Below are 21,992 nucleotides of genomic sequence, written 5' to 3'. Positions count from 1 at the left end.
TTTCTTATGACCTGCATTTCTTATTGTACTCCTTCAGCAATCCATTTTTTGGGTGATTCTCCTTTTAAATAATAGCCAAACCAATCTTCAATTCGATGAGCAAAGTCTTGTTGATTTTCCTTTTTTACCAATGCATGACCGTCTCCGGGATACACTAGCAAGATGGCACTCTTGTTCAGTCGTTGCATCGCAAGATAAAAAGCAACACTTTGATAATAATGAATCTGTCTATCTTCTTCTCCTGTCCAAATGAGCACAGGCGTTTTAATTTTATTGACATAAGTAAGCGGCGAATTACACGCATAGCCTTCCCTATCCTCAAACAGCGATTTTCCCATGCGCCACTGCTGGCTCTCAAATCGCCACATCTCAGGTCTGCCAGCAGTCCAACCGATAGAAAGATACCATCCAGCAAGATCAAAAACAGAAGCCCCTGATATAGCACTTGCAAACAAATTGGTCTGCCCCAGTATAAAATTGGTTTCATATCCTCCAAAAGAGTGTCCAATTAATCCAATTTTAGAACTGTCGACTACGTCTTTACTTACAACCGCTTTGGTGGCAGCAATGACACAATCTGCAGCTGATACCCCTGGATTTCCCAACTCATATTCAATATCAGGGAGCAGCACAAAATAACCTTGAGCAGTTAGGTTAGAGGTATTAAATCCTGCCATATTATGGAGCGATGGATTGATGTAATAATGAAGTAAATAGGATTGCGTTTGGTATATGTGTACAATCATTGGATACTTCTTTTCTGGATTATAAGCTGCAGGATAATACAAGATCCCAGTTAAAAGTGTGTTTTTTGAATCCCGATAATAGATCTTTTCCTGCTTTGCCCACGCATATTTATAATGCTGTAAATTACTCTGATAGAGTTTTTTACTCGTCCCTTCCTTGCCCATGCTTATGCTTAATTCTGGCGGACTATTATATTTCTGTGATTCATAAACATACGCATTCGCTTTGCTGGCTTTTAGTATTTTTGTAGTAAGAAAATCACCAAAAACAATCGGTTCTACGTTCTTTTTTGGACCAAGAATAAAGTAACCACTTTCATTATTCCTTTTTGCACTTAACATTATTTTATTTTTAGTATTGATCGCTGCATCAATATGTCCAGTAAAATAGGGTACAAAAAATTCGCTATCAACTGGCGGAGCTATCCGAAATGTAATTCCCGACTCCTTCCCCCTAGTAAGTCGAACAGCTTTATTTTCTTTAAAATCTATTTGCCAAATATCAAACCGGTCATAAAGTAGAATACATTCGTCATGAATACCCCAGCCTACAATCCGGTAGTTAATTTGCCAAATTTTATCTTCCCAATCCGCTAATTGTAATCCGTGCCTTCCTGTAATATTAGAATGGGTACGAGTCAAAAAATTATACACCCACCAGTCGTTATCTTTAAAATAAGCAAAGTATTTTCCGCTGGGTGACAAACTTGATGCCTCTAGTTCTGTAGACTGGTTTTCTAAAAGCAAATTTTTCCGTCCCGTTTCTAAATCAGTAACATAATAGTTTACATTGCGATCCAGTTTGTATTGCGGTCCTAAATCTTTCGTATTATAAGTAATAGCAAAATCTTCACTAGCATTCAGAAAACCAAAGGGTTTACTTTCATCGGTAATTAGCATAAAACGATCGCGCTCCGGCCACCATGCTGAGATTCTGGTATTAAATTCGACATCCCCCACAGTCTGCCTTTCAGGATAAACTACCGCATCATTGCCATTCCACAACTGCACACCATCAAACTTTTCTGCAATAGTAATTTCCTTCCTAATAGTAAAAAATACCCTTTTACCATCGGGAGAAAGCGTTAAACCACTTGCGAATCCGCTTTCCACATAAAAACCCTCTGGAATTTTATTGGGCTCCATTTGAAATAATGTAGTATTTTTTACAGAAAAACAGAAAACAGCCGGACGATTAATTCCACTGATACTATCTTTATTTTCTCTAAGAAAAGCAACAGATTGACCATCAGCATTCCATATCAGTTGCGAAAATTTCCCACTACCACTTTCAGCTACTACTGATTTCCCAATAGTTGACCCAAAGGATACCTTCAGTACTTGGCAAACGCCACCGTTTTCAATGGTACAGACCAGTGCATCTTTGGTACTAGTCATGCGGAATTGATCAATCCCAGCGATGCTTTGCAGTAGCTCTCCTCCACTATTCCTGAGTTGTAATACGCGCTGCTTCGCTTTTCCTTCCACAGTAATCAAATAGTTACCATTTCCCGAAAAGGAATACGTTTCCACTTCTTCAATTACGTTGATCTTATCCTTCTCCAAATCAAGAAGAGATAGTCGTCCATCAGTATCACGGCAGACAAATTGACGTTCCCCGCTAAATGCTCCCGCATTGGATTTAGCAAAAGTATACATCTTCTTTCCATCAGTACGCTTCACAAAAAGCGTATCAGGGCTTTCGTCATAGCGCATCGCATAGCTTACCCAGTTACCTTTATCAGATATTTTGTCAGTATAAAGTGTTCCCCACAAATGATAATCAGTTTCTGTAACTGCTTTTTTTGGTAGTACCTGTCCGTAATTCGGGCAAGCAACTAACAAAAAAATTAAAAAATTAACCCATCGGCAAATAGTGCCACAAAGTGTCGTATTGGTCTTTCTGTAGAGAAACCTAAGAAAGCCATTATTATATAGTATCATATTAATATCCGGGATTCTGGGGTTTTAAAAATGGGTTTACCAACAACTCCGCTTGAGGCAACGGCCATAATTGGTCGCCCGCATTCCATCCTGGCTTCAAACCCAAAACATCATTTAATTTCCCAAAGCGTTTCAAATCAAAAAAACGATGCCCGTGCTCCGCAAATAATTCGACCTTTCGTTCTTGTAAGATGGCTTCGAGTAAGGTTGCTAGAGTAGTAGTATCTGTATCTGATAGGCCTGCTGCATGTCTAATTTTGTTTAAATCCTCTCTGGCACCAATGATTTCGCCCTGCCTAGCACGTGCTTCTGAGCGTATCAAATATTGTTCTGCTACTCTAAAAATAATAGAGTATTCCATAGACGAGCCTGTAGCAAGGTCTTGCTTATATTTATAGGGATGATACCAAACTGTACTCCCTTCAGTCACAGTTTTTATCCAATGACTTTTCCGCAAATCATTGGGCTCAAACGCTGATACGAAACCATCGGACAAGGAAACCAGCTGTGGCGGACCAGAAAAGAAAATAAAAGTACTGCCTTCATACGCATTCGCCCCTTCGCTTCCAGCAGCAAATTGCCAGATCGTGCTAGTGCTTTCTTTGAGGAATACAGCATCAAGATTATCCTCCCAAATATAATTGGAAGTATCGTTCAAAACAGCCGAGGCCATGTTAGCGGATTCTGCATAATCACCATGGTACAAAAACACCCGTGCAAGCAACGCCTGTGCGGTTGCCTTATTGGGACGGGTGCGGTCTGCGCTAGTGTAGTTGACAGCTAGTAATTGAATAACCATTTCCAGATCAGCAATGATCTTTTGATACACAACCTCAGTAGACATTCTAGGGATGGTACTGTTATAAACATAATCAGTGGTGGCTACATATGGAATATCCCCAAAAAGATTGAGCAGGTAAAAGTGAGTTATGGCTCGTGCAAAAAGAGCTTCTCCCTGCAACTGATTTTTATCGCTAATGGCTATAGAGGAGGAAGTGCCCACTCCCTCAAAAACGGCATTAGCTGCATAAATCTGATTATAGGAACTAGTCCACAATAAGGAAACAAAAGCATCTGAAGCAAGCAAGGAATTGTTATAAAAATCGGCTGTGGTATACGCACCGTTTTCATAAGAAACCATTTCATCAGCATACGTACCCAACAGGCAAGAAAGCCCAAAAGATTTTCCGGTAAACAGTCCGTTCTCTCTCATTTGTGAGTATACGTCTACCATCGCAGCAGTAGCAGTGGTTGCATTCTCAAAAACCGCATCTGTGGTCAGTTGTGAATTGGGTTGGTCTATTGTAACAAAATCATCACAGCTGATAAGGAAAAGGCAACACGACAATACCAGTGGCCTCATAATGTATTTTCGGATTCGTATTAAATTTTTCATATATTTTAATTTTAAATGTTAAAACGTAAGTTGTATGCCAACTGAAACCACGCGCAACGGCGGTAAGCTGCCTCCTTGAGTAAACTCTGGATCGGCCCCTTTATACGAAGTGATAGTAAGAAGATTTTGAGCTTGCAGCGAAAGTCTACAGCCTACTTGTGGCAAAAATGCTCTCGAAAAATCGTAAGAAAGCGAAATATTTTTCAGTCGTATATAGGAAGCATCGCTCACAGCACCATCACTCAAACCAAAATATTCACTGGCTTGCATAACCTGTTGGTCAGTGCCAGTAGTATACCTCTGATATGGAGCCAAATCCCCAGCCTGATGCCAGCTGTTGACATAAGCTGATGGTTGATTACTCAACAATCCAGCAAAGCGCTGTGTAGCAGCAAAATTGAAGTTTTCCTGTTTGACAAACTGGAATAGGAAATCCAATTGTAAACCTTTAAAAACAAATAAGTTTTGCAAGCCTCCATAGTATTTCGGATTAAAATCCTTCACGGTTTCACGATCGTCTTCAAAGGATATAGCGCCATCACCATTCACATCCTTAAATTGGTATACTCCTGTTTGTGGATCAACTCCCGTAAAATGGAACAACTTTTTTATTGTAGTAGGCGCGCCTATAACATAATCACTTCGATAACTGGAGGCTGCTAAACCGGGAAATGAAATCAATTTATTCGTTGCTCGGGTCACGTTAAAGTTAGTCGTCCACGAAAAATTATTAGTTTTAATCGGTACTAAGCGCAGCGTAGCTTCAAAACCAGTATTTTCAACGGTCGCATCTAAATTGGCTTGGATGCTACTAAAACCTGTGGTTCCTGCTAAAGGTAAACCAACCAGCTGGTTCGAGGAACGATTTTGATACCAAGCGGTTGTCAAAAAAATACGATCATTAAAAAATCCAAGCTCTAGTCCAGCTTCAAATTTTTTATTAGTTTCCCAACCAAAATCAGCATTATAAAGTCGCGCAGGCTGCAAACCATTGGTACCTCCATATTGATATCCAGAGGAGCTGTAGGTGTTTAGAAATTGGTAATCCCCTATTTGATCATTTCCAGTTGTACCATAACTAGATCGTAGTTTTCCAAAACTGAGCCATGAACTATTTTCAGCTAGCAGTGGCTCTTTATAAAACAACCAAGCCCCGCCTATGGCTCCAAAAGTAGCAAACTGCTTTCCTGGTCCAAAACGACTGGAACCATCCCTCCTACCGGTGAAATTTACAATATACTTGTCGGCAAAGGTGTAATTGGCTCTTCCAAAAAAAGCTTGATATTTATAATATATCGCATCGTTATTAAAAAGCTGAACTACTGATGCTGATGACAAGTCATTGAGCAAACTATTACTGGTGAATCCACTGGCAAGGCTAAGGAGCTTCTTACTGTCTTGGTTTTGATAACTGGCTCCCAACAACACATCAATTTTAGATTGTCCATATTCCCTCCTCCAATTCAGTTGTGGCTCAACAATCCAAGACCGCTTGCTCACAGTATTGCTATAAATGGAGGAATACTGACTACCCAAATTATAAGCAGGATCATATACCGTAGAAGGTATAGAACGATTGTCCTCATTATGAAGATCAGTAAAACCCAAGCTTGTTTTAAATTCTAAATTTTTAGCTACTCGATACGAAAGCAAACTATTCGCAATCAAATCAGACGTTGTAGCGATATTTTTGCTTTCTAAATTAGCCAATGGGTTTTCCCACGTGCTATTCTCCCAGTTCAACTTGTTATTCGCATCATAGAGTGCTGGAGCATTGGGTGCAAGTTGCCGCGATAAGGTTACAAAGTCAGTCCAAGGCAAGTCGTTGTGTTGCACAGTATAGCTTCCTGAGAAGGTAATATGAAACTTTTTGTCCTCAGAGACATGGTCAAAACTGAGTCGAGCTCCTCCTCGTGTATATAAAAAATCACCCGGAAATACGCTGCTTTCTGTTCGATAATTTCCACTTAGTAGGTATTTAGTTTGTTCTGAACCGCCACCAACAGTTGCCTGCAATCCCATAACCTCAGATGTACCTCCTGTCAATTTCTTTTGCCAATCGGTATACCGACTCGGATCCCACGTTCCGTTTACATCATAGGCGTTGGCGGGATAGGTCGTTATGCCATCAGTAGCAAATGCTTCTCTACGCATCAATAAATACTGCTCTGTATTCATTAGAGGCATAATTTTGCTAACCCTACCGCTACCGTGACTGGAATTAATAGTAAAGGTCGTCTTACCTGCTTTGCCTTTTTTAGTGGTAATCAGCACTACTCCATTGGCACCACGGGAACCATAAATAGCAGTAGCATCTGCATCCTTTAATATTTCTAGACTTTCAATATCACTAGGATTGATGCTCCCCAATGGGTTTCCATCTCCAGGTATAGAGGTTGAAGTCTGGCGATCGCTAATAGGATCAGACGAATAGGGCACGCCATCAATAATAAAAAGTGGCGCATTCGCACCCTCTCGAAGACTGTTCAGTCCCCGAATACTGATGCTAAATCCGCCACCTGCGATACCACTTTCCTGCACAATATTAACACCAGCCATCCTTCCTTGCATAGTCGCAAGCACATTTGTGACCGGTTGCGTTTCAATAGCCTTAGCTGTAATACGGGCAATACTTCCGGTGCGTTCGCTTTCCTTTACGGAATAGTAACCCGCATTAATTCGTACTTCTTGCAGTTGGGTAGCATCCTCTTGTAGATGTACACTAACTATAGTGCGTCCGGCTATAGGAATATTTAAGGTGGTATACCCTACGAAAGAAAAAACAAGAATATCAGTCGCCGTGGCCGTTATGCCATATTTACCTTGATAATCTGTAATGGTGGCTGTTGATTTTCCCTGAACCGATACAGTAACACCAGGCAGTACACCCTGACTGTCTCTTACAGTTCCGGTAATAGTATATTGTTGAAGAATGGGTTTTGGCAATGGCGTTCTAGCCATAACGGGAAGACAGCAAAGATATAATCCAAAAAGAATAGGATAATAAAATACTGCCCAACCCATAAATAATGAATTTTTATTCATAATATTGGTATAGTTAAATGAAACGTTAGTTTTGTTAGCATTGGTCCTCTATGCAGTTGTCGAGACGGTTGGAGGGCCTTTTTTGTCATTGCGAGGCAAAGCTTGTCCGCCGTGGTGGAAAGCAATCTCACTTTCAATGTTATTATTCTGTCATAGGCATCATTTTAGTTAGATTTATATTCTTGCTTCTTTGTTCTTGTTATTATGTTCTTTATCTCAATTCAAAATTTATAATTCAAAATTTAAAATAAAAATGACCTCTTTGCCCCTCACAATATGACTTTGGAAGATCAGTTTCGGTGAAACTATCTCAACCATAAAGCCACATAATCATCGTTGCTATAAAAAGTAAAATTATTCCTATTTGTATTTGTTTGTAGTATTTCATTTTAATAATTCAGATGTTATAAACTCAATTGTATTCCTAAGGTAATGTGGCGTGAGTGTGATATAAAAAAGTAAGATTGATTTTGAGGATCGGCGCCTTCGTTCTTTATCTCAATTCAAAATTTAAAATTCAAAATAAAAATGACCTTTTTACTACTCACCATTCATAATTCATAATTCATAATTTTAAAAAAGAGCCTGCACTAAAACACTAACTCAAAATAAAGAAACAGCACAGGCATTAAACAGATAGTATTTTTTTTATGTCATAGGCATGCGGGTTTTAGTGGGTTAAACTGCTGCGAGACTATGAAAAGGATGAAGCGGTGCTAAGAATGTTAAGCGGAGTATGAGCCTATTAGAAATAAAAATGGCATGGAACTCAGCTTATATCGTTTTTCAAGGTACTGGTATACCCTACGCACGAATAAGTGAGCCCACGCCATGGGACGTGAGCATCGTACTTATCATCTCGAGCGTTTAAAAATTACCAGTTTTTGAAAACGAGATTCAAAGCGAATGCTTCAAATATTTTATATGAAGAATCGCAAAAATAATATTAATTCTAATAGAATTAGGGCATAAAGATAAAAAATAAAATGACAAATATGTCATTGTGTGAAAATATTTTTCTGATTCAATTTGAAATACTATGGAACAGATAAAAAATGAACAATTACTAAGTGCAGTAAAGCTAGTTTTAAAAGAACTTCGTGCTAAAACTGGATTGACCCAAGAGCAAGTAGCAAACAATATAAAAGCTAATAAAGATTTGTCAATTCATATTGGCCGTAATGAAACCGGAAATCAGAATATGACCGTCAGTACTCTTTATGAATTGTGTGAATATTATAAAGTGCCAGTATCTGAGTTTTTTAAGCGAGTTGAGGAAATAGACAAAAAACTTAAAATAAATGATAACAAATAAAAGATGCTTAGGCATCTTTTTTTAATTTCTTAGCAATACTTCTAAATTGCATATTGAATTTTCCAAATTGCATATCTTATAAAAATTTAAATACATATTTTGATCTTAATTAAAAATTCAAAATATGAAATGGTATGAAATTATAGGACTAATTGTGGTATGCCTTATAGGTCTTTATGTGACAGGGAAGTTTTATGAACATTTGAGGGATAGGCCTTATAATGGTAGTTGGAAGAATAGAAAAAAGTAAAAGATACTGAGGAGTCTTTGTTTATTTACATTTTATTTTTTTCTGATAATGTGGAAAACCGTAAAGGATAATAAAAATGGTTTTGTATGTTTGGTACAGGCCAATAAAAAACAATTTTATGGCACAAAGCAAACTAATTCGGGTAGATTATGGCCATTTTGTGGCTGATATAAACAAGTTGTATACTATTGTAAGACAAAAATGAACAAAATGACAAATATTGAAATAATATTTAATAAGGAAAGTTACATTGCAAATTATGTTGAAGAGTCAATAAAACTGATAAGCTCTTTTAAATATAATGAAGAAATTAAAATTGAATCCATAATCGAGGATATAATATTTCCTAATAGACATGAATTAATAAAACTTTTTGAAAAGTTGAGAGGATCGGATAATAGTAATCTTAAACTCAAATTTTACGAGAGTAATTTGATGAAATGGGCTAATGCCAATTTTTATGAACAACAATCCTTTAAGAGCCTTGTTTTAATTTATCATTGGTTAGAGTTAGCGCTTTCAAACCCTGAAGACTTAGATGTAAAAAAGAATTTATATAATGAATTCATCGTCGATTGGAATTTCAGTCCTGGTTTTCAAAATACAATATTTTTGATTCCTGAAAAATATTTACAAAAGTCAGATCAAGTAAATCTACTCGACAATTTAGTGACCGTAAATTTACTTTGTAAAATAATAATTACAAATAAAAAAACAAGATATGTGAATTATTTCATTCCATTATTGACGCCTGGAGTTCCAATTGACTACTATAAAACAGAGTTCGATAAAGATGGTTTAAAAAGTCACGAATTGTGGAAAAGCTTATTGGAAGATAGAGACATTAGAATTAAAAATTGGGTAAATAATAGATTTTAATATGGAAATATCAATTATTTATAATAACAGCATATTACTTCAATTTATCGGTGCAATTTTTTCCATTATACTTACTGTTACTGTAATATATATCAAAAGAGAAAACGAAAGAAATAGTAGACGAGAATATTATGAAACAGCAAATCAAAATACTGACATTTTGGGAGACATAACCATTAAAATTGATGAAGAACTTCCAAGTGAAAGTTACATCAAATTAATGACAATGTGGGGACTACAACCTTTGCTTTTATTAGTGTTACTTAGCTTTATTGATAATCATAATATTTATCCAAAAATTTGCTGGTTTTTTGGTTTACTTATCTTCACATTGCTTCATGAATTTTTAACAGCATTAAAATATTCTGACAAAACTAAATATCAAATCTTAATGTTAATCATTTGGGTTATTACTTTTTGGGTTTTGAGTTTAGAAAAAAATCAATCTGTAATAGAGTCTTCGAAACACGAAAGAAAAATTACTGTAGAGCAACAGCATACAACCGCCGTTTTGAGCTAGTGTGTAATTTAGTGGAATTACCGTTTCGTATCATATTTTCTGCAAAAGATTACGAACCACACACCATCTCAAAGCGTCAGAACGTGGAAAATACTCCCTAATTACTTCACATAAAAACCAACTATGAAAATTGACTTTATAAAAATCAAAAATTTCAGAAAACTAAATTCATGTAAAATTGAATTTTCTGAAAAAGAAACAATATTTGTAGGAGCAAATAATAGTGGGAAGACCACGGCGATGGATGCTTTAATAACTTTTTTAAAAAGAAAGGAATTTAAAACACAAGATTTTACAATATCTAATTGGACGGAGTTAAATAAAATCGCTGAAACTTGGATTATAAATTCCGATTTGTCAGAAGAGGATAAAAGTATGAAATTACTTGAACCATATTTACCTTCATTGGATTTATGGATAAATGTAGAGACCTCAGAACTAAGATATGTAAGCCATTTAATTCCTACTCTAGATTGGGAAGGTGGACTACTAGGGATTAGATTAATTTTCCAACCTAAAAATTTAGAAGCATTAATTGAAGAGTATATTGTAAGCAGAAGTAAAGTAAAGAAGCTAAATACTGATTCTGGTAAAAATGTTGAATTATGGCCTAAAGATTTTTGGCAATTCTGTGAAAAAAAATTAAATTCTTTATTTGAAATCCAAACATATATTCTAGACCCCAAGAAATTTGATAAAGATCAAGAATTAACTGAACATAATATTGCCTTAGAAGGAAATCCACTTAATGGATTAATTAAAATCGACACAATAAATGCTCAAAGAGGGTTTAGCGATGCCAATTCAGACAATACAGAATCACAAAATTCTAGAAATCTATCATCTCAATTACGTACTTACTATGACAAACATCTTAACCCTTCCATAGACCCAACAGAAAATGACTTAGATGCACTAGAAAAATTGAATAATGCTCAATTGGTATTTGATGGCAATCTAAAAACTAGATTTAAAGACCCTTTAAAAGAATTAGAAGATTTGAATTATCCTGGTTTTGGTAATCCTCAAATAACTTTATCATCGCTCATTAAAGCTGCTGATGGATTAGAACACGAATCTGCAGTTAGATATGAAATTGACAATGGATTATCTCTACCCGAGAAATACAATGGATTAGGGTATCAAAACTTAATATCAATAATTTTCAAATTAATGCGATACAGAGATGAATGGATGCGTAAAGGTAAGGCAACAAGTGAAGATAATGATATTATAGAACCTCTACACTTAGTTTTAATTGAAGAACCTGAAGCACATTTACACGCTCAAGTACAACAAGTTTTTATTAAAAAAGCATATAATGTTCTAAGAAAGCATCCTGATTTGGATGTAAAAATTGATTTCACAACTCAATTGGTTATAAGTACTCATTCAAGTTATATAGCACATCAAAAATTTGAGAGTCTAAGATATTTCAAAAGAAATAATACATTGACAATACCGACATCAGAAGTCCTTAGTTTAAAATCAGTTTTTGATAGTGCTGTATCTGAAGAGAAGGAAACTGAAAAGTTTATTATTAGATATCTTAATACAACTCATAATGATTTATTTTTTGCAGATGCGGCAATATTAGTTGAAGGACCTGCAGAAAGAATGCTTATTCCTCATTTTATAAAAAATAAACACCAAATACTTGATAGTTGTTATGTAACGATTCTTGAAATTGGAGGTAGTCACGCTCATCGCTTAAAACCATTAATTGAAAAATTAGACTTAATTACTTTGATTATTACAGATATTGATTCTCAAGAAAAATATACTGACAACTCAAAAACTCCCCCAAAAGAGAAATTTAGAAAGTGTCAACCTAAAAAAGTATCTAACCAAGAAACTAATAACGATACGCTAAAAAGTTGGAATCCTAGACTTAATGATATCAATAAGTTGTTAGACTTAGAATATAAAGATAAAGTTCTAGCTGATAATCCAATTAGAGTTGCGTTTCAAAATGAAATAGATATAAAAGGTAAAAAGATTTATCCATACACTTTCGAAGATGCACTTGTAGTAGAAAATATTGAAACGTTTAAGTCAATATCTAAATCATCAGGTTTGCTTAAAAAAATGGTTGAGTCAGCTAATGAAACTGATATTACAAATGTTGCAAAAAAAGCTTATGATGCAATTAATGCGGAAGGTGCAAAAAAAGCAGAATTTGCTTTAGACGTTTTGTATTTCGAAAATCCTGAAAATTTAAATACACCTAAATATATTGAAGAAGGACTCATTTGGATCGAAGAACAATTGAAATCAAATAAAAATATTAACATCAATTAAACTTAAGTAAGATGACTACCTATAATAATGATATTGATAAAAATGTTGATGTTGAAATTTACGATTGTATTGATCCTACTAATCCTAAAAGTTTTTTTCTTTTTGCAGGTGCCGGATCTGGTAAGACACGCACATTAGTAAATGTACTAAGCCAATTTAAAGAAAACTATGGAAAAGTGTTTAAGTTAAAAAACAAAAAGATTGCAATAATAACCTATACAAATGCAGCTGCAGATGAAATCAATCATAGGTTAGCTTACGATCCAATTTTTAGTGTTAGTACAATTCATAGTTTTTGTTGGGATTTAATTCAAAACTTTACAACAGATATAAAAGCTTGGTTGGTTGTAGATTTAAAAAAATCTATAGATGACTTAAACATACAGCTATCAAAAAGCAGAGATCCTAACAATAAAACATCTGTTACTAATAAAAGGAAAATTGAATCTAAAACCAAAAGACTTGACTCACTACATAAAATCTCTAAATTTATCTATAATCCTAATGGCGATAATTTAACTAAAGATTCATTAAATCACGCTGAGGTAATTTCAATTGCCTCTCACTTTATCGCTTCAAAAGATTTGTTTAAGCAGATATTAATTAATAAATATCCAATTGTTTTAATTGACGAAAGTCAAGATACCAAAAAAGATCTAATAGAGGCTTTATTTTCATTACAATCGCTGAACGTAGAAAAATTCTCATTAGGCCTTTTTGGTGATACTATGCAACGTATTTATAGTGATGGTAAAGAGAAATTAGGAGAAGATTTACCACCAGATTGGTTGAAGCCGGTAAAACAAATGAATCATCGTTCAAAGTCTAGAATAATTGAACTAATCAACAAAATCAGAGAAGATGGGGATCAACAACAGCAAATTCCAAGAATTGAAAATTCAGGTGGTGTTGTTAGATTTTTTATCGTTCAGAGGGGATTAGATAAACTATCTACTGAAGAATCAATTAAACAGAAAATGTCATCAATCACGGAAGACGATAAATGGACAGACAAAAATATTCCAAAGGATAAAAAATATATTCCTGTAAAGACTCTTACCCTTGAACACCATATGGCTGCTGTTAGGATGGGGTTCTCGACTTTTTTTAATCCATTATATTCTGTTGATAAAATGAAAACTGGTTTGTTAGATGGTAGCTCCTCATCAGTTAATTTTTTCATTAAAATAATTTTACCATTATTACTAGCTCATAAAAGCAATAATAGTTTTGAAATAGCTAATATTATTAAAAAGCAATCCCCCCTTTTTGATAAGGAAAACATCAAAAACGAAAGTGATAAAATCAGTATATTAAAAACAGCTAACACTAATGTTGAAAAACTTCTAAAACTTTGGGATGACAATAAATCACCTATATTATTAGAAATACTAAACAATATAAATGGTTCAAAGTTATTCAAATTACCCGCTGACTTAAAGTTAGCTATAGAACGATCTTCTATCACTCGCGTTGAAACTGGAGAGGAAGAAGAGGAAGATGATGAATTATTACTTGCTTGGGATATTGCATTAAATGCAGATTTTAATGAGATAATAAAATACAATGACTACATATCTGAAAACTCAGGATTTGGAACACATCAAGGTGTAAAAGGACTAGAGTATGATAGAGTAATGGTTGTTATCGATGATGTTGAAGCAAAAGGATTTATGTTCAGTTACGATAAGTTATTCGGAACAAAATCACTAACTCCAGCAGATAATAAAAATATTGCAGACGGTAAAGAAACAGGAATAGATCGTACATCAAGACTTTTCTATGTTGCTTGTAGTAGAGCTAAAGAAAGTTTAGCTATTGTAGCCTATACAGATAGTTCAACAACATTAAAAAAAAACTTATTAGATTTTGGTTGGCTAAGAGAAGAAGAGATAGAAATTGTATAAAAAGCACTTCCCATAACACACAGTAAGCGATTATTGCCAAATACTTAACTAACCGGAAAGCAATATTACGAAGAAAGTTTATCTTCACCGAAACAACGCAGCTCGCTTTGATTGGCAACGTAGCCAAGCGCGGGAATGTTAGGCGAAATTAATAATAAAAAATGAGCAACAAAGAGAATTTAAAAAATCATTTTTCAGAAAGAATTGATCAGAACTTTGATGAACTTAAAAAGTACTATAATCACAACTTAATTGAAATGTGTGAGATTAATTCTTTGAAAATGGAGGCCTTAAATTGTCTTTTATTTGGTTTGTATACCGCAAGCATTACTTCAACAAGTCATTTGCTTGAACGTACGATGAAAATGGCCTTGATTAAGTTTGAAACAAAAGGTTTGACTTATTCGGATTTTGAAAAATATAACAAGGCAGTAAATCATGTACATAGTCAATTTGATCATTTAAAATTGCCAAAGACAGTATCGCTTGCGAAAAGTAAAGGACTAATATCTTCAGCTCAATTCCAATATTTAAATGAAAAGGCCAAATCATTAAGGGATGCATATTCGCACGCTCAAACTTCAGTCATAAATAAAGACTTACCACAATTCTTTTCCGGCTTTCTCTTTAATTTTTCAGAAGTACAAAATAATTTAATTAACAATGAAGATGTTAAAATTACAAGAATAATTGATATCGCTAAAACTTCTCCAGCCATAGCGCAATTACAACAAGACAGTTCGTCTAAGACAAATGCATTGGTTTTTTTTGAAAATGTGTATAAAATTCTATGTGATATTGAGTTTAAATTGAAAGAGTGAACATCACCTAACAAAGAACTGTGCTTAAAAACAAATAAAACTTACTATTTTTCATGAATCGATTACACTACAGTATATGTCAAAAAAACTACGCCTTAAAGAACCAATTCGATGAGAACAGATTTAAATAATGAATTTGATAGTAAATTATTTAATCTCGAATTTGAAACCGTTAGGCAATGGGCAAAAGATAATCTAGAAATTGGTAATGTTCTTAGAGGGCTAACAAATGAATGTTTTGCTTTATCAGCGAATTTTGAACAATCTTATGAAATACAATTTGTGTACGTTCAATTTTCACATGAACATCCAGGTTACATGCTAGAATTAAAATTTAAAGAAAATAATTTTTACAATATTTTACTTCTCTTTTCATTGGAAATTACCAAAATTAATAAAAAACTAGAAGTCTTATCAGTCTACAATACATTCATACATCAACTAAGAACCTTCTTTGAAGCAAATGATATCATGACGGTTACCACATCTGATCTTCAAAGAACAGGAAAAGGAATTTTGGTTTCGTCTTCAGCAATAGAAATTATAAAAACTTACAATCGAGTAAAATTTTATAGAAGTTTTTTAGAAATAGAAAATTATAAAAATTTGGCTCCTGATGTGGAATATGTATATATAATGATGAATTGTGATGACTTTACTTTTAAAATTGGACAGAGTAAAAATCCTAAATATAGAGAAAGAACATTGCAGTCTAAGGAACCAAATGTAGTTTTATTAAAAGCTTGGCAATGTGATAAAAAAATCGAAAAAGAACTTCACAAAATATACAAAGAAAATCGCACAAGAGGAGAATGGTTTAAATTGGATTTTGGTGAAATATGTAATATAAACGAAACAATTATTAATTTAATTGAAGAACATAAATCCCAATAGGTTTGCCATTTTTAGCCGCGCTAATGCGAGCGTCTCGCTCGTGCAAACAATCAAAATCAATTAAGAGAAGTAATCCCGATGGCGCAGAATTGTATTCCGTGACTGCAATGTGAAGTGTAATTAAAAGTTTTAAAGAACAAATAGAAACTGTAATGCAAAAAAGAAAGGGCTGAAAAGCCCTTTTTAAGATTCTAAAGTCAAAAGAAACTCAGAAAATTTGATATTGTCAGAGTTACAAATCACTTCCGTTTCTTTTTCTAATACATCTGGTGTAATAAAATCAAAATCATCTTTGTAGTTTTGAATACTCAAATCAAATAAATCGTATTGTAATGTACCTTGAATGGGTTCTTCAAAAGCAATTTTAATTTTTTTAACTGTAGTATTGGCCTTTTTCGCAAAGACATTCAAAGCTTCTTTTATAATTTTTGTTTCATACAAATGATGCACCACCGTTTGTTCTCCTAAACTAAAATCAACGATTTGAATGGCACTAATAGCTCCATTTTTAGTAATCAGCGGGATATGTGTCTCTTTTAGAATACCATTGAAAGTAAAAGGGTCAAAAGTAAATTTTAGATCCGCTTTTTCGTCAAGACCTTCTTTTTCAAAAGCAGGTTTTATCTTTTTGGCAAAAGTCACGATTTCTTTTTTGGTTTCTATAGCTATCGTTTCACCTACAAAGTTGTAATAATACTGCATGAATTTCTCGGCAGTAAAATCAAAAGGCAAAGATGTAGGTTCCGTAAAATGCAAAATGCCATTATTATATTTATTCAAATAAGAAATATAATCTTTAGAGAAAATCGACTTTGCAAATACTAATTGCTGTTGGTCTTTGGTCAACGCTTTATTAGTCTCAGCCACTTTTTGCTTGATTTGCTGCAAGGCATTTTTAGCCATGCTTCCAATCCCAACTTTGGTAGGAGCCAATTTATCCAACAATCCTAATTTGCTCTTAGAATAGTCAAAATGAATTTCATTTTCGGTAATAGCCAAAACGCCCATAACCAATTTTTCCGAAGAAATAGGGTTAGTTTGAATGCTGACAATGCTAAAAAATGTTTTCATTTTAATAAATGGATTTACTGTTCAATATAACCGCTTTTACTTTTTCAATTCGTTCTTCACAAAACAAATATTCTTGTATTCGGTCCGCTAAATTAGGCGTTAATTTCCATACATCAGCTAATTGAAAAATAATAGCATCAATAACCTCCTTATAGGAAATTTTCAACAAAGGTATGAAATTATCAACAATTTCAATTATTTCTTCTTCGTCCATATAACGAATAAAGCTCTTGTAAAAATCTGATTGATGAAACTTATCCTGATTTTCGAAGGGCATTTTTGAATTAAAAACTCCTATTTGCTGAACTCCACCAAAAACAAAAGCATGATCAAATGCCATTATTTTACGTTTGCTGCCAGATCTAACAACCAATAGATTGTAATTAAAACCTGGATTGATAAATCGCCCTCTATCTACATTATTAATCCACAAATCAAAAAGAGCAATTTTGATAACATCTTCTGGATTTACAATTCGATTGTACTCTCTTTTGTTACTACAGGTTTCAAATTCATTAATTTCTTCTGAAGGATCTATTCCTTTAGAACCAAAGCAAATATGGTTTACACGAAGGCGTCTGTTTTTTACGATTTTACTTTTATCCAAAGTTCCTTCAGCAACCTGAACCAAAGCAATATCTGGAGTAGGGATATTCAAGGCTTTCAGTAGATAATGCGAAACTATTTCATAAGCAAGGCAATTAATTTCATTTGGATCAAAATCAACTAAATATTTACAGTAATACAAATTGTTATCATTACAAATAAACTTTAACGGAGCATGACCTGATGTTTTTGTTTCTTCCAATAAAAGTTCTGTTTTAACCTTGAGAATGTCAATCATACAATTTATAATAGTTTATAGTAAATATAGTAGTATTTCTTTAAAACAAGCTGTTTTTAGTACCATTTACTAAAAAGCTACTTTGCAGATATAAAGGATCATACAACATCGCAATCCATGATTACCACAGCTTATTTAAACAATTTAAGATGTCATCATAAATGCAAAAAAATAAAATTATAACTACTATGCAATTCGGGAATTTCAATATTCAATTCGGGAATCGCACACCACTCCATTTGCAAAGGTAGTCACCATCAAATAGATTTACAGAACAATTCAATTACCAAGTAAGTCAATTTGTAAATCTTAAATCGCTTCAATGAAATTATTTTCTGAATCCTTGATGTCCCAATTAGAGCAGCAATTAAAAGTAATCCATCTGCAAACAGAAAGCCCAATACAATCAGCAGAACAGGCAATGAAAAGCAGCGTTGCTGCCTTAGAGAAACTGAAAACCTTTTTCATAAAATACAAATCGTTGAACAAGAAAGAAGAAATAGAATTGTTTCGCGATATCAAACCAAAGTTTGCGGCTAAACTGATTTACTATAGCGAAATCTATACTATAGAAACCAACAAGCCATTGGGCTCCTATAAAACAATAGCTAAATATTATAACTCAGAACTTCTTAAATTAAAAGTTTTCTTCAAACAGAACCAGAAATTTTACCGCTACTGCCGCACGGCTAGCAACTGTCTTGATACCAAATATTTTATCCAATCTATTCCGAAACAGACTTGAAAGACATTTCAGAAAATTATAATGAAAACGAAATTTCAGAAAATTTATCTGTCTTTGTAAATAAATAAAACGGCTTATAACAGCTAGAATTTCGTTGCGTGCGTAGCACGAACAATGAAATTCCCCCTGCTCTTCGAGGTCTTCTGACCTCGAATTATACTAGAAGTTATCCTAAAGATAATCACGTCGAATTGCATTCGCCTTTGAGATCGCCTTATTAATAGATTTTTAGAACTGTTTTGCTATTAGGTTGATTGAATTTATGCGGAAATAGTTACTAACTTAATTTAGGAACTTTTTTGTTAATCAAAAAATGTTTTGAAAAATCAATTTACTTGTCAATTAGCAACTTCAACAAAATACATACCCCACAAAAAATCAAATAATTTAATCTTGTGGGGTTTTAAAATCAATTCAAATTTTTATTTTGTAGAATAGAGGGGTTTATTCTCCTAAAAATGGGTATCTGAAATCTTCTGGAGTAACAAAGGTTTCTTTGATAGTTCTTGGCGAAACCCAACGTAATAAATTCAATACTGACCCTGCTTTGTCATTAGTACCTGAAGCTCTTGCTCCTCCAAATGGTTGTTGTCCAACAACAGCTCCTGTAGGTTTATCATTGATGTAGAAATTACCTGCGGCATTTTCTAAAGCTTTCATAGCATATTCAATTGCATAACGATCTTGACTTAAAACAGCTCCTGTCAAGGCATATTCAGACGTGGAATCAATTAAAACTAGAGTTTCTTCCCATTTAGCATCTTCGTAAACGTAAATCGTCAATACTGGTCCAAATAATTCGGTTTCCATTGTACTGTATTTTGGATTTGTAGTTACGATGACGGTAGGCTCTATGAAATAACCAACAGACTTGTCGTAATTTCCTCCTGCAATAATTTCGGCATCAGCATCTTTTTTAGCTTGGTCAATAAAACCGGCTAATTTGTCAAATGAACTTTCTGAAATTACGGAAGAAACGAAATTATTTGTATCTCCTGGTGATCCCATTTTCATTGAGGCTAAATCAGCTACTAGTAATTTTTTCACTTCCGACCATATCGATTGTGGAATATAAGCTCTTGAAGCAGCTGAACATTTTTGTCCTTGGTATTCGAAAGCTCCTCTGGAAAGTGCTGTAGCAACTTGAGCCGGAATAGCTGATGAATGCGCCACAACAAAATCTTTACCTCCAGTTTCTCCTACGATTCTTGGATATGTTTTGTATTTGCTGATGTTTTGTCCAATTTTTCCCCAAATGTCATTGAAAACACGAGTTGAACCTGTAAAATGGATTCCTGCGAAATCACGACTTCCTAATAACGTTTCAGAAATCATCGCAGAGTCTCCATATACCACATTGATTACACCGTCCGGTAATCCTGCTAGTTTGAATACTTCTACGATTACATTTGCAGAATAAATTTGTGTAGCACTTGGTTTCCAAACTACAACATTTCCCATCAATGCTGGAGCAGCTGGTAAATTACCGGCAATTGCTGTAAAGTTAAATGGAGTGATTGCATAAACAAATCCTTCAAGTGGTCTGTGTTCTAATCTGTTCCAAACACCTTCGGATGAAGCGGGTTGTTCTGCATAAATTTGAGACATAAACTGCACATTGTAACGCAAAAAGTCTATAAATTCACAGGCAGCGTCAATTTCAGCTTGATGTACTGTTTTTGCCTGAGTAATCATAGTAGCAGCATTTATTTTAGCACGGTAAGGTCCGGCAAGCAATTCAGCAGCTTTTAAAAATATCGATGCTCTGTGTTCCCAAGCTAAATTAGCCCATTTCTTTTTAGCTTCCAGAGCAGTTGAAATGGCTTTTTCTATATGTTCTTTATCAGCTTCGTGGTACTGTCCCACAACATGTTTGTGGTCGAAAGGAGGGTTTATGGTTTTCGTTTTTCCGGTGCGGATTTCTTCTCCTCCAATGTATAATGGAACATCAACATTTTCATTATACATTTTTGTAAAAGTAGCTAAGACTTCTTTTCTTTCGGTGCTACCTGGAGCGTAGGACTTAACGACTTCGTTAAACGCTTTAGGGACGTTGTAAATTCCTTTTGGCATGTTGTTGTTCGATTAAATTGTTATTTATTATTTTGTTATCAAAAAGACTATTTCTCTTTTCTTCTGTTTCTTTCTGTTTTTATCATTGACAGTTCTCTACTTGTTTGTCCCGCTACAGAAGTGTTTTCTTCAGCACGACGAATCAAATAAGGCATGACGTCCTTTACGGGGCCAAACGGCAAATATTTTGCTACATTATAACCATGTGCTGCTAAATTATAACTGATATTATCACTCATCCCGTACAATTGACCAAACCAGATTCTGTTATCATTATTTTTGATTCCCATTTCCTCCATCAAACTCATTAAAGTATAAGAACTTTGTTCATTATGCGTTCCTGCAAAAATGGACATCTTATCTAAATGTTCAGTCATATAAAGCACAGTCGCATCATAATTTTGATCTGTTGCTTCTTTTGAAGCACAAATTGGTGTTGGATATTCTTTTTCTTCTGCTCTGACATTTTCCTTTTCCATATAAGCACCACGAACCAATTTCATGCCTATGAAAAAACATTCTTTTTCGGCTTGTTTATGTAGGCTTTTCAAATAATCCAAACGATCCCAACGGTACATTTGTAAAGTATTGAAAACTATCGCTTTCTCTTTGTTGTATTTTTGCATCATTTGTGTAACCAAATCGTCAGCTGCATCTTGCATCCAGCTTTCTTCTGCGTCTATAAGTAAAGCTACATTTTTTTTATGTGCTTCACTGCAAACTAAATCAAAACGAGCTGCTACTCTATTCCATTCTGCTTGTTCTTCTAAAGTTAAAGTTTTTTTCTCTCCCACTTTCTCAAATAAACCGATACTTCCAAAACCTGTAGGTTTAAAAACAGCAAAAGGAATTGCCTTTCGTTCTTTGGCAAATTCAATTGTTTTTAGAGTCATTTGTAGAGCGGCATCAAATTGCTGTTCTTCTTCTTTTCCTTCAACAGAATAATCTAATACTGAAGATACTCCTTTGGTAAACATTTTATCTACTACACTCAAACAATCATCTTCATTTACACCTCCACAAAAATGATCAAAAACAGTTGCTCGAATTAATCTTTCAACCGGAAGCTTTGCTTTTAAGGCAAAATTTGTAATAGCTGTTCCTATTTTTACTAAAGGTTGATTATCAATCATTTTAAAAAGAAAATAAGCTCTGTCGAGTTCGGAATCGCTTTTTAATGCAAAAGCAAATTGTGTATTGTTAAATATTTTAATCATTTTTTTTTGTGTTTTTTTGCACTA

15 protein-coding genes are annotated in these 21,992 nt (G+C 34.1%); 8 read left to right on the top strand and 7 right to left on the bottom strand.

Annotated features, from left to right (window positions below):
* Nucleotides 1-20: 20 nt before the first annotated feature.
* The 3 genes from E0F98_RS04470 to E0F98_RS04460 all read right to left on the bottom strand — a co-directional run bounded on the left by E0F98_RS04470 (nucleotide 21) and on the right by E0F98_RS04460 (nucleotide 7,131).
* Nucleotides 21-2,591, bottom strand: a complete 2,571-nt coding sequence (locus E0F98_RS04470; protein WP_165929284.1) for an alpha/beta hydrolase family protein — start codon at nucleotides 2,589-2,591, stop codon at nucleotides 21-23.
* A 100-nt stretch (nucleotides 2,592-2,691) separates the two neighbouring features.
* Nucleotides 2,692-4,038: a RagB/SusD family nutrient uptake outer membrane protein gene (locus E0F98_RS04465; protein ID WP_317126183.1), complete on the bottom strand. Its 1,347-nt coding sequence runs from the start codon at nucleotides 4,036-4,038 to the stop codon at nucleotides 2,692-2,694.
* A gap of 66 nt (nucleotides 4,039-4,104) precedes the next feature.
* Nucleotides 4,105-7,131, bottom strand: coding sequence for a SusC/RagA family TonB-linked outer membrane protein (locus tag E0F98_RS04460; RefSeq protein ID WP_132109414.1), 3,027 nt, complete (start codon nucleotides 7,129-7,131; stop codon nucleotides 4,105-4,107).
* 1,039 nt (nucleotides 7,132-8,170) lie between these two features.
* Between E0F98_RS04460 and E0F98_RS04455 the strand changes: the two genes are divergently transcribed.
* The 7 genes from E0F98_RS04455 to E0F98_RS04425 all read left to right on the top strand — a co-directional run bounded on the left by E0F98_RS04455 (nucleotide 8,171) and on the right by E0F98_RS04425 (nucleotide 16,018).
* Nucleotides 8,171-8,446 carry a helix-turn-helix domain-containing protein gene (locus E0F98_RS04455; protein WP_132109413.1) on the top strand — a complete coding sequence of 92 codons (276 nt, stop codon included), beginning with the start codon at nucleotides 8,171-8,173 and terminating at the stop codon, nucleotides 8,444-8,446.
* 460 nt (nucleotides 8,447-8,906) lie between these two features.
* Nucleotides 8,907-9,575, top strand: coding sequence for a hypothetical protein (locus E0F98_RS04450; protein ID WP_132109412.1), 669 nt, complete (start codon nucleotides 8,907-8,909; stop codon nucleotides 9,573-9,575).
* Between the two features lies 1 nt (nucleotide 9,576).
* Nucleotides 9,577-10,095 carry a hypothetical protein gene (locus E0F98_RS04445; RefSeq protein WP_132109411.1) on the top strand — a complete coding sequence of 173 codons (519 nt, stop codon included), beginning with the start codon at nucleotides 9,577-9,579 and terminating at the stop codon, nucleotides 10,093-10,095.
* Between the two features lie 123 nt (nucleotides 10,096-10,218).
* The gene (locus E0F98_RS04440) at nucleotides 10,219-12,396 is read left to right on the top strand and encodes an ATP-dependent endonuclease (protein WP_132109410.1); all 2,178 of its coding nucleotides are present in this window, start codon (nucleotides 10,219-10,221) and stop codon (nucleotides 12,394-12,396) included.
* An 11-nt stretch (nucleotides 12,397-12,407) separates the two neighbouring features.
* Nucleotides 12,408-14,303, top strand: a complete 1,896-nt coding sequence (locus E0F98_RS04435; protein ID WP_132109409.1) for a UvrD-helicase domain-containing protein — start codon at nucleotides 12,408-12,410, stop codon at nucleotides 14,301-14,303.
* 161 nt (nucleotides 14,304-14,464) lie between these two features.
* On the top strand, nucleotides 14,465-15,124 hold the full coding sequence (locus E0F98_RS04430; RefSeq protein ID WP_132109408.1) for a hypothetical protein: 660 nt from the start codon (nucleotides 14,465-14,467) through the stop codon (nucleotides 15,122-15,124).
* Nucleotides 15,125-15,235: 111 nt separating this feature from the next.
* Nucleotides 15,236-16,018 (top strand): GIY-YIG nuclease family protein, encoded by a 783-nt coding sequence (locus E0F98_RS04425; protein WP_132109407.1) that lies wholly within the window; start codon nucleotides 15,236-15,238, stop codon nucleotides 16,016-16,018.
* A 183-nt stretch (nucleotides 16,019-16,201) separates the two neighbouring features.
* On the opposite strand, the gene E0F98_RS04420 is transcribed toward E0F98_RS04425, so the two are convergent.
* Both E0F98_RS04420 and E0F98_RS04415 read right to left on the bottom strand, forming a co-directional pair.
* Nucleotides 16,202-17,089 carry a hypothetical protein gene (locus E0F98_RS04420; protein ID WP_132109406.1) on the bottom strand — a complete coding sequence of 296 codons (888 nt, stop codon included), beginning with the start codon at nucleotides 17,087-17,089 and terminating at the stop codon, nucleotides 16,202-16,204.
* A gap of 1 nt (nucleotide 17,090) precedes the next feature.
* On the bottom strand, nucleotides 17,091-17,933 hold the full coding sequence (locus E0F98_RS04415) for a HipA family kinase (RefSeq protein ID WP_132109405.1): 843 nt from the start codon (nucleotides 17,931-17,933) through the stop codon (nucleotides 17,091-17,093).
* 322 nt (nucleotides 17,934-18,255) lie between these two features.
* Here E0F98_RS04415 and E0F98_RS04410 point away from each other — a divergent pair, with 322 nt between their 5' ends.
* Nucleotides 18,256-18,678, top strand: a complete 423-nt coding sequence (locus E0F98_RS04410) for an RteC domain-containing protein (RefSeq protein ID WP_243699196.1) — start codon at nucleotides 18,256-18,258, stop codon at nucleotides 18,676-18,678.
* A gap of 444 nt (nucleotides 18,679-19,122) precedes the next feature.
* Here E0F98_RS04410 and pruA read toward each other — a convergent pair whose 3' ends face one another.
* Together pruA and E0F98_RS04400 are read right to left on the bottom strand one after the other, a co-directional pair.
* Complete coding sequence (gene pruA / locus E0F98_RS04405; RefSeq protein WP_132109404.1) at nucleotides 19,123-20,751, bottom strand: L-glutamate gamma-semialdehyde dehydrogenase; 1,629 nt, start codon at nucleotides 20,749-20,751, stop codon at nucleotides 19,123-19,125.
* A gap of 47 nt (nucleotides 20,752-20,798) precedes the next feature.
* Nucleotides 20,799-21,968 (bottom strand): proline dehydrogenase family protein, encoded by a 1,170-nt coding sequence (locus E0F98_RS04400; RefSeq protein WP_132109403.1) that lies wholly within the window; start codon nucleotides 21,966-21,968, stop codon nucleotides 20,799-20,801.
* Between the last annotated feature and the right edge of the window lie 24 nt (nucleotides 21,969-21,992).

This window comes from Flavobacterium hiemivividum (assembly GCF_004349145.1).
Lineage (GTDB): Bacteria > Bacteroidota > Bacteroidia > Flavobacteriales > Flavobacteriaceae > Flavobacterium > Flavobacterium hiemivividum.
Note: the sequence above shows the minus strand (reverse complement) of the source record. Positions and strands in the feature narration are given on the sequence as shown.

Coding starts and splice junctions, on each gene's coding strand:
- E0F98_RS04420 (WP_132109406.1), bottom strand. CDS start 17,089: ATGAAAACATTTTTTAGCATTGTCAGCATTCAAACTAACCCTATTTCT.
- E0F98_RS04410 (WP_243699196.1), top strand. CDS start 18,256: ATGAAATTATTTTCTGAATCCTTGATGTCCCAATTAGAGCAGCAATTA.
- E0F98_RS04425 (WP_132109407.1), top strand. CDS start 15,236: ATGAGAACAGATTTAAATAATGAATTTGATAGTAAATTATTTAATCTC.
- E0F98_RS04445 (WP_132109411.1), top strand. CDS start 9,577: ATGGAAATATCAATTATTTATAATAACAGCATATTACTTCAATTTATC.
- pruA (WP_132109404.1), bottom strand. CDS start 20,751: ATGCCAAAAGGAATTTACAACGTCCCTAAAGCGTTTAACGAAGTCGTT.
- E0F98_RS04430 (WP_132109408.1), top strand. CDS start 14,465: ATGAGCAACAAAGAGAATTTAAAAAATCATTTTTCAGAAAGAATTGAT.
- E0F98_RS04460 (WP_132109414.1), bottom strand. CDS start 7,131: ATGAATAAAAATTCATTATTTATGGGTTGGGCAGTATTTTATTATCCT.
- E0F98_RS04440 (WP_132109410.1), top strand. CDS start 10,219: ATGAAAATTGACTTTATAAAAATCAAAAATTTCAGAAAACTAAATTCA.
- E0F98_RS04415 (WP_132109405.1), bottom strand. CDS start 17,933: ATGATTGACATTCTCAAGGTTAAAACAGAACTTTTATTGGAAGAAACA.
- E0F98_RS04400 (WP_132109403.1), bottom strand. CDS start 21,968: ATGATTAAAATATTTAACAATACACAATTTGCTTTTGCATTAAAAAGC.
- E0F98_RS04450 (WP_132109412.1), top strand. CDS start 8,907: ATGACAAATATTGAAATAATATTTAATAAGGAAAGTTACATTGCAAAT.
- E0F98_RS04435 (WP_132109409.1), top strand. CDS start 12,408: ATGACTACCTATAATAATGATATTGATAAAAATGTTGATGTTGAAATT.
- E0F98_RS04455 (WP_132109413.1), top strand. CDS start 8,171: ATGGAACAGATAAAAAATGAACAATTACTAAGTGCAGTAAAGCTAGTT.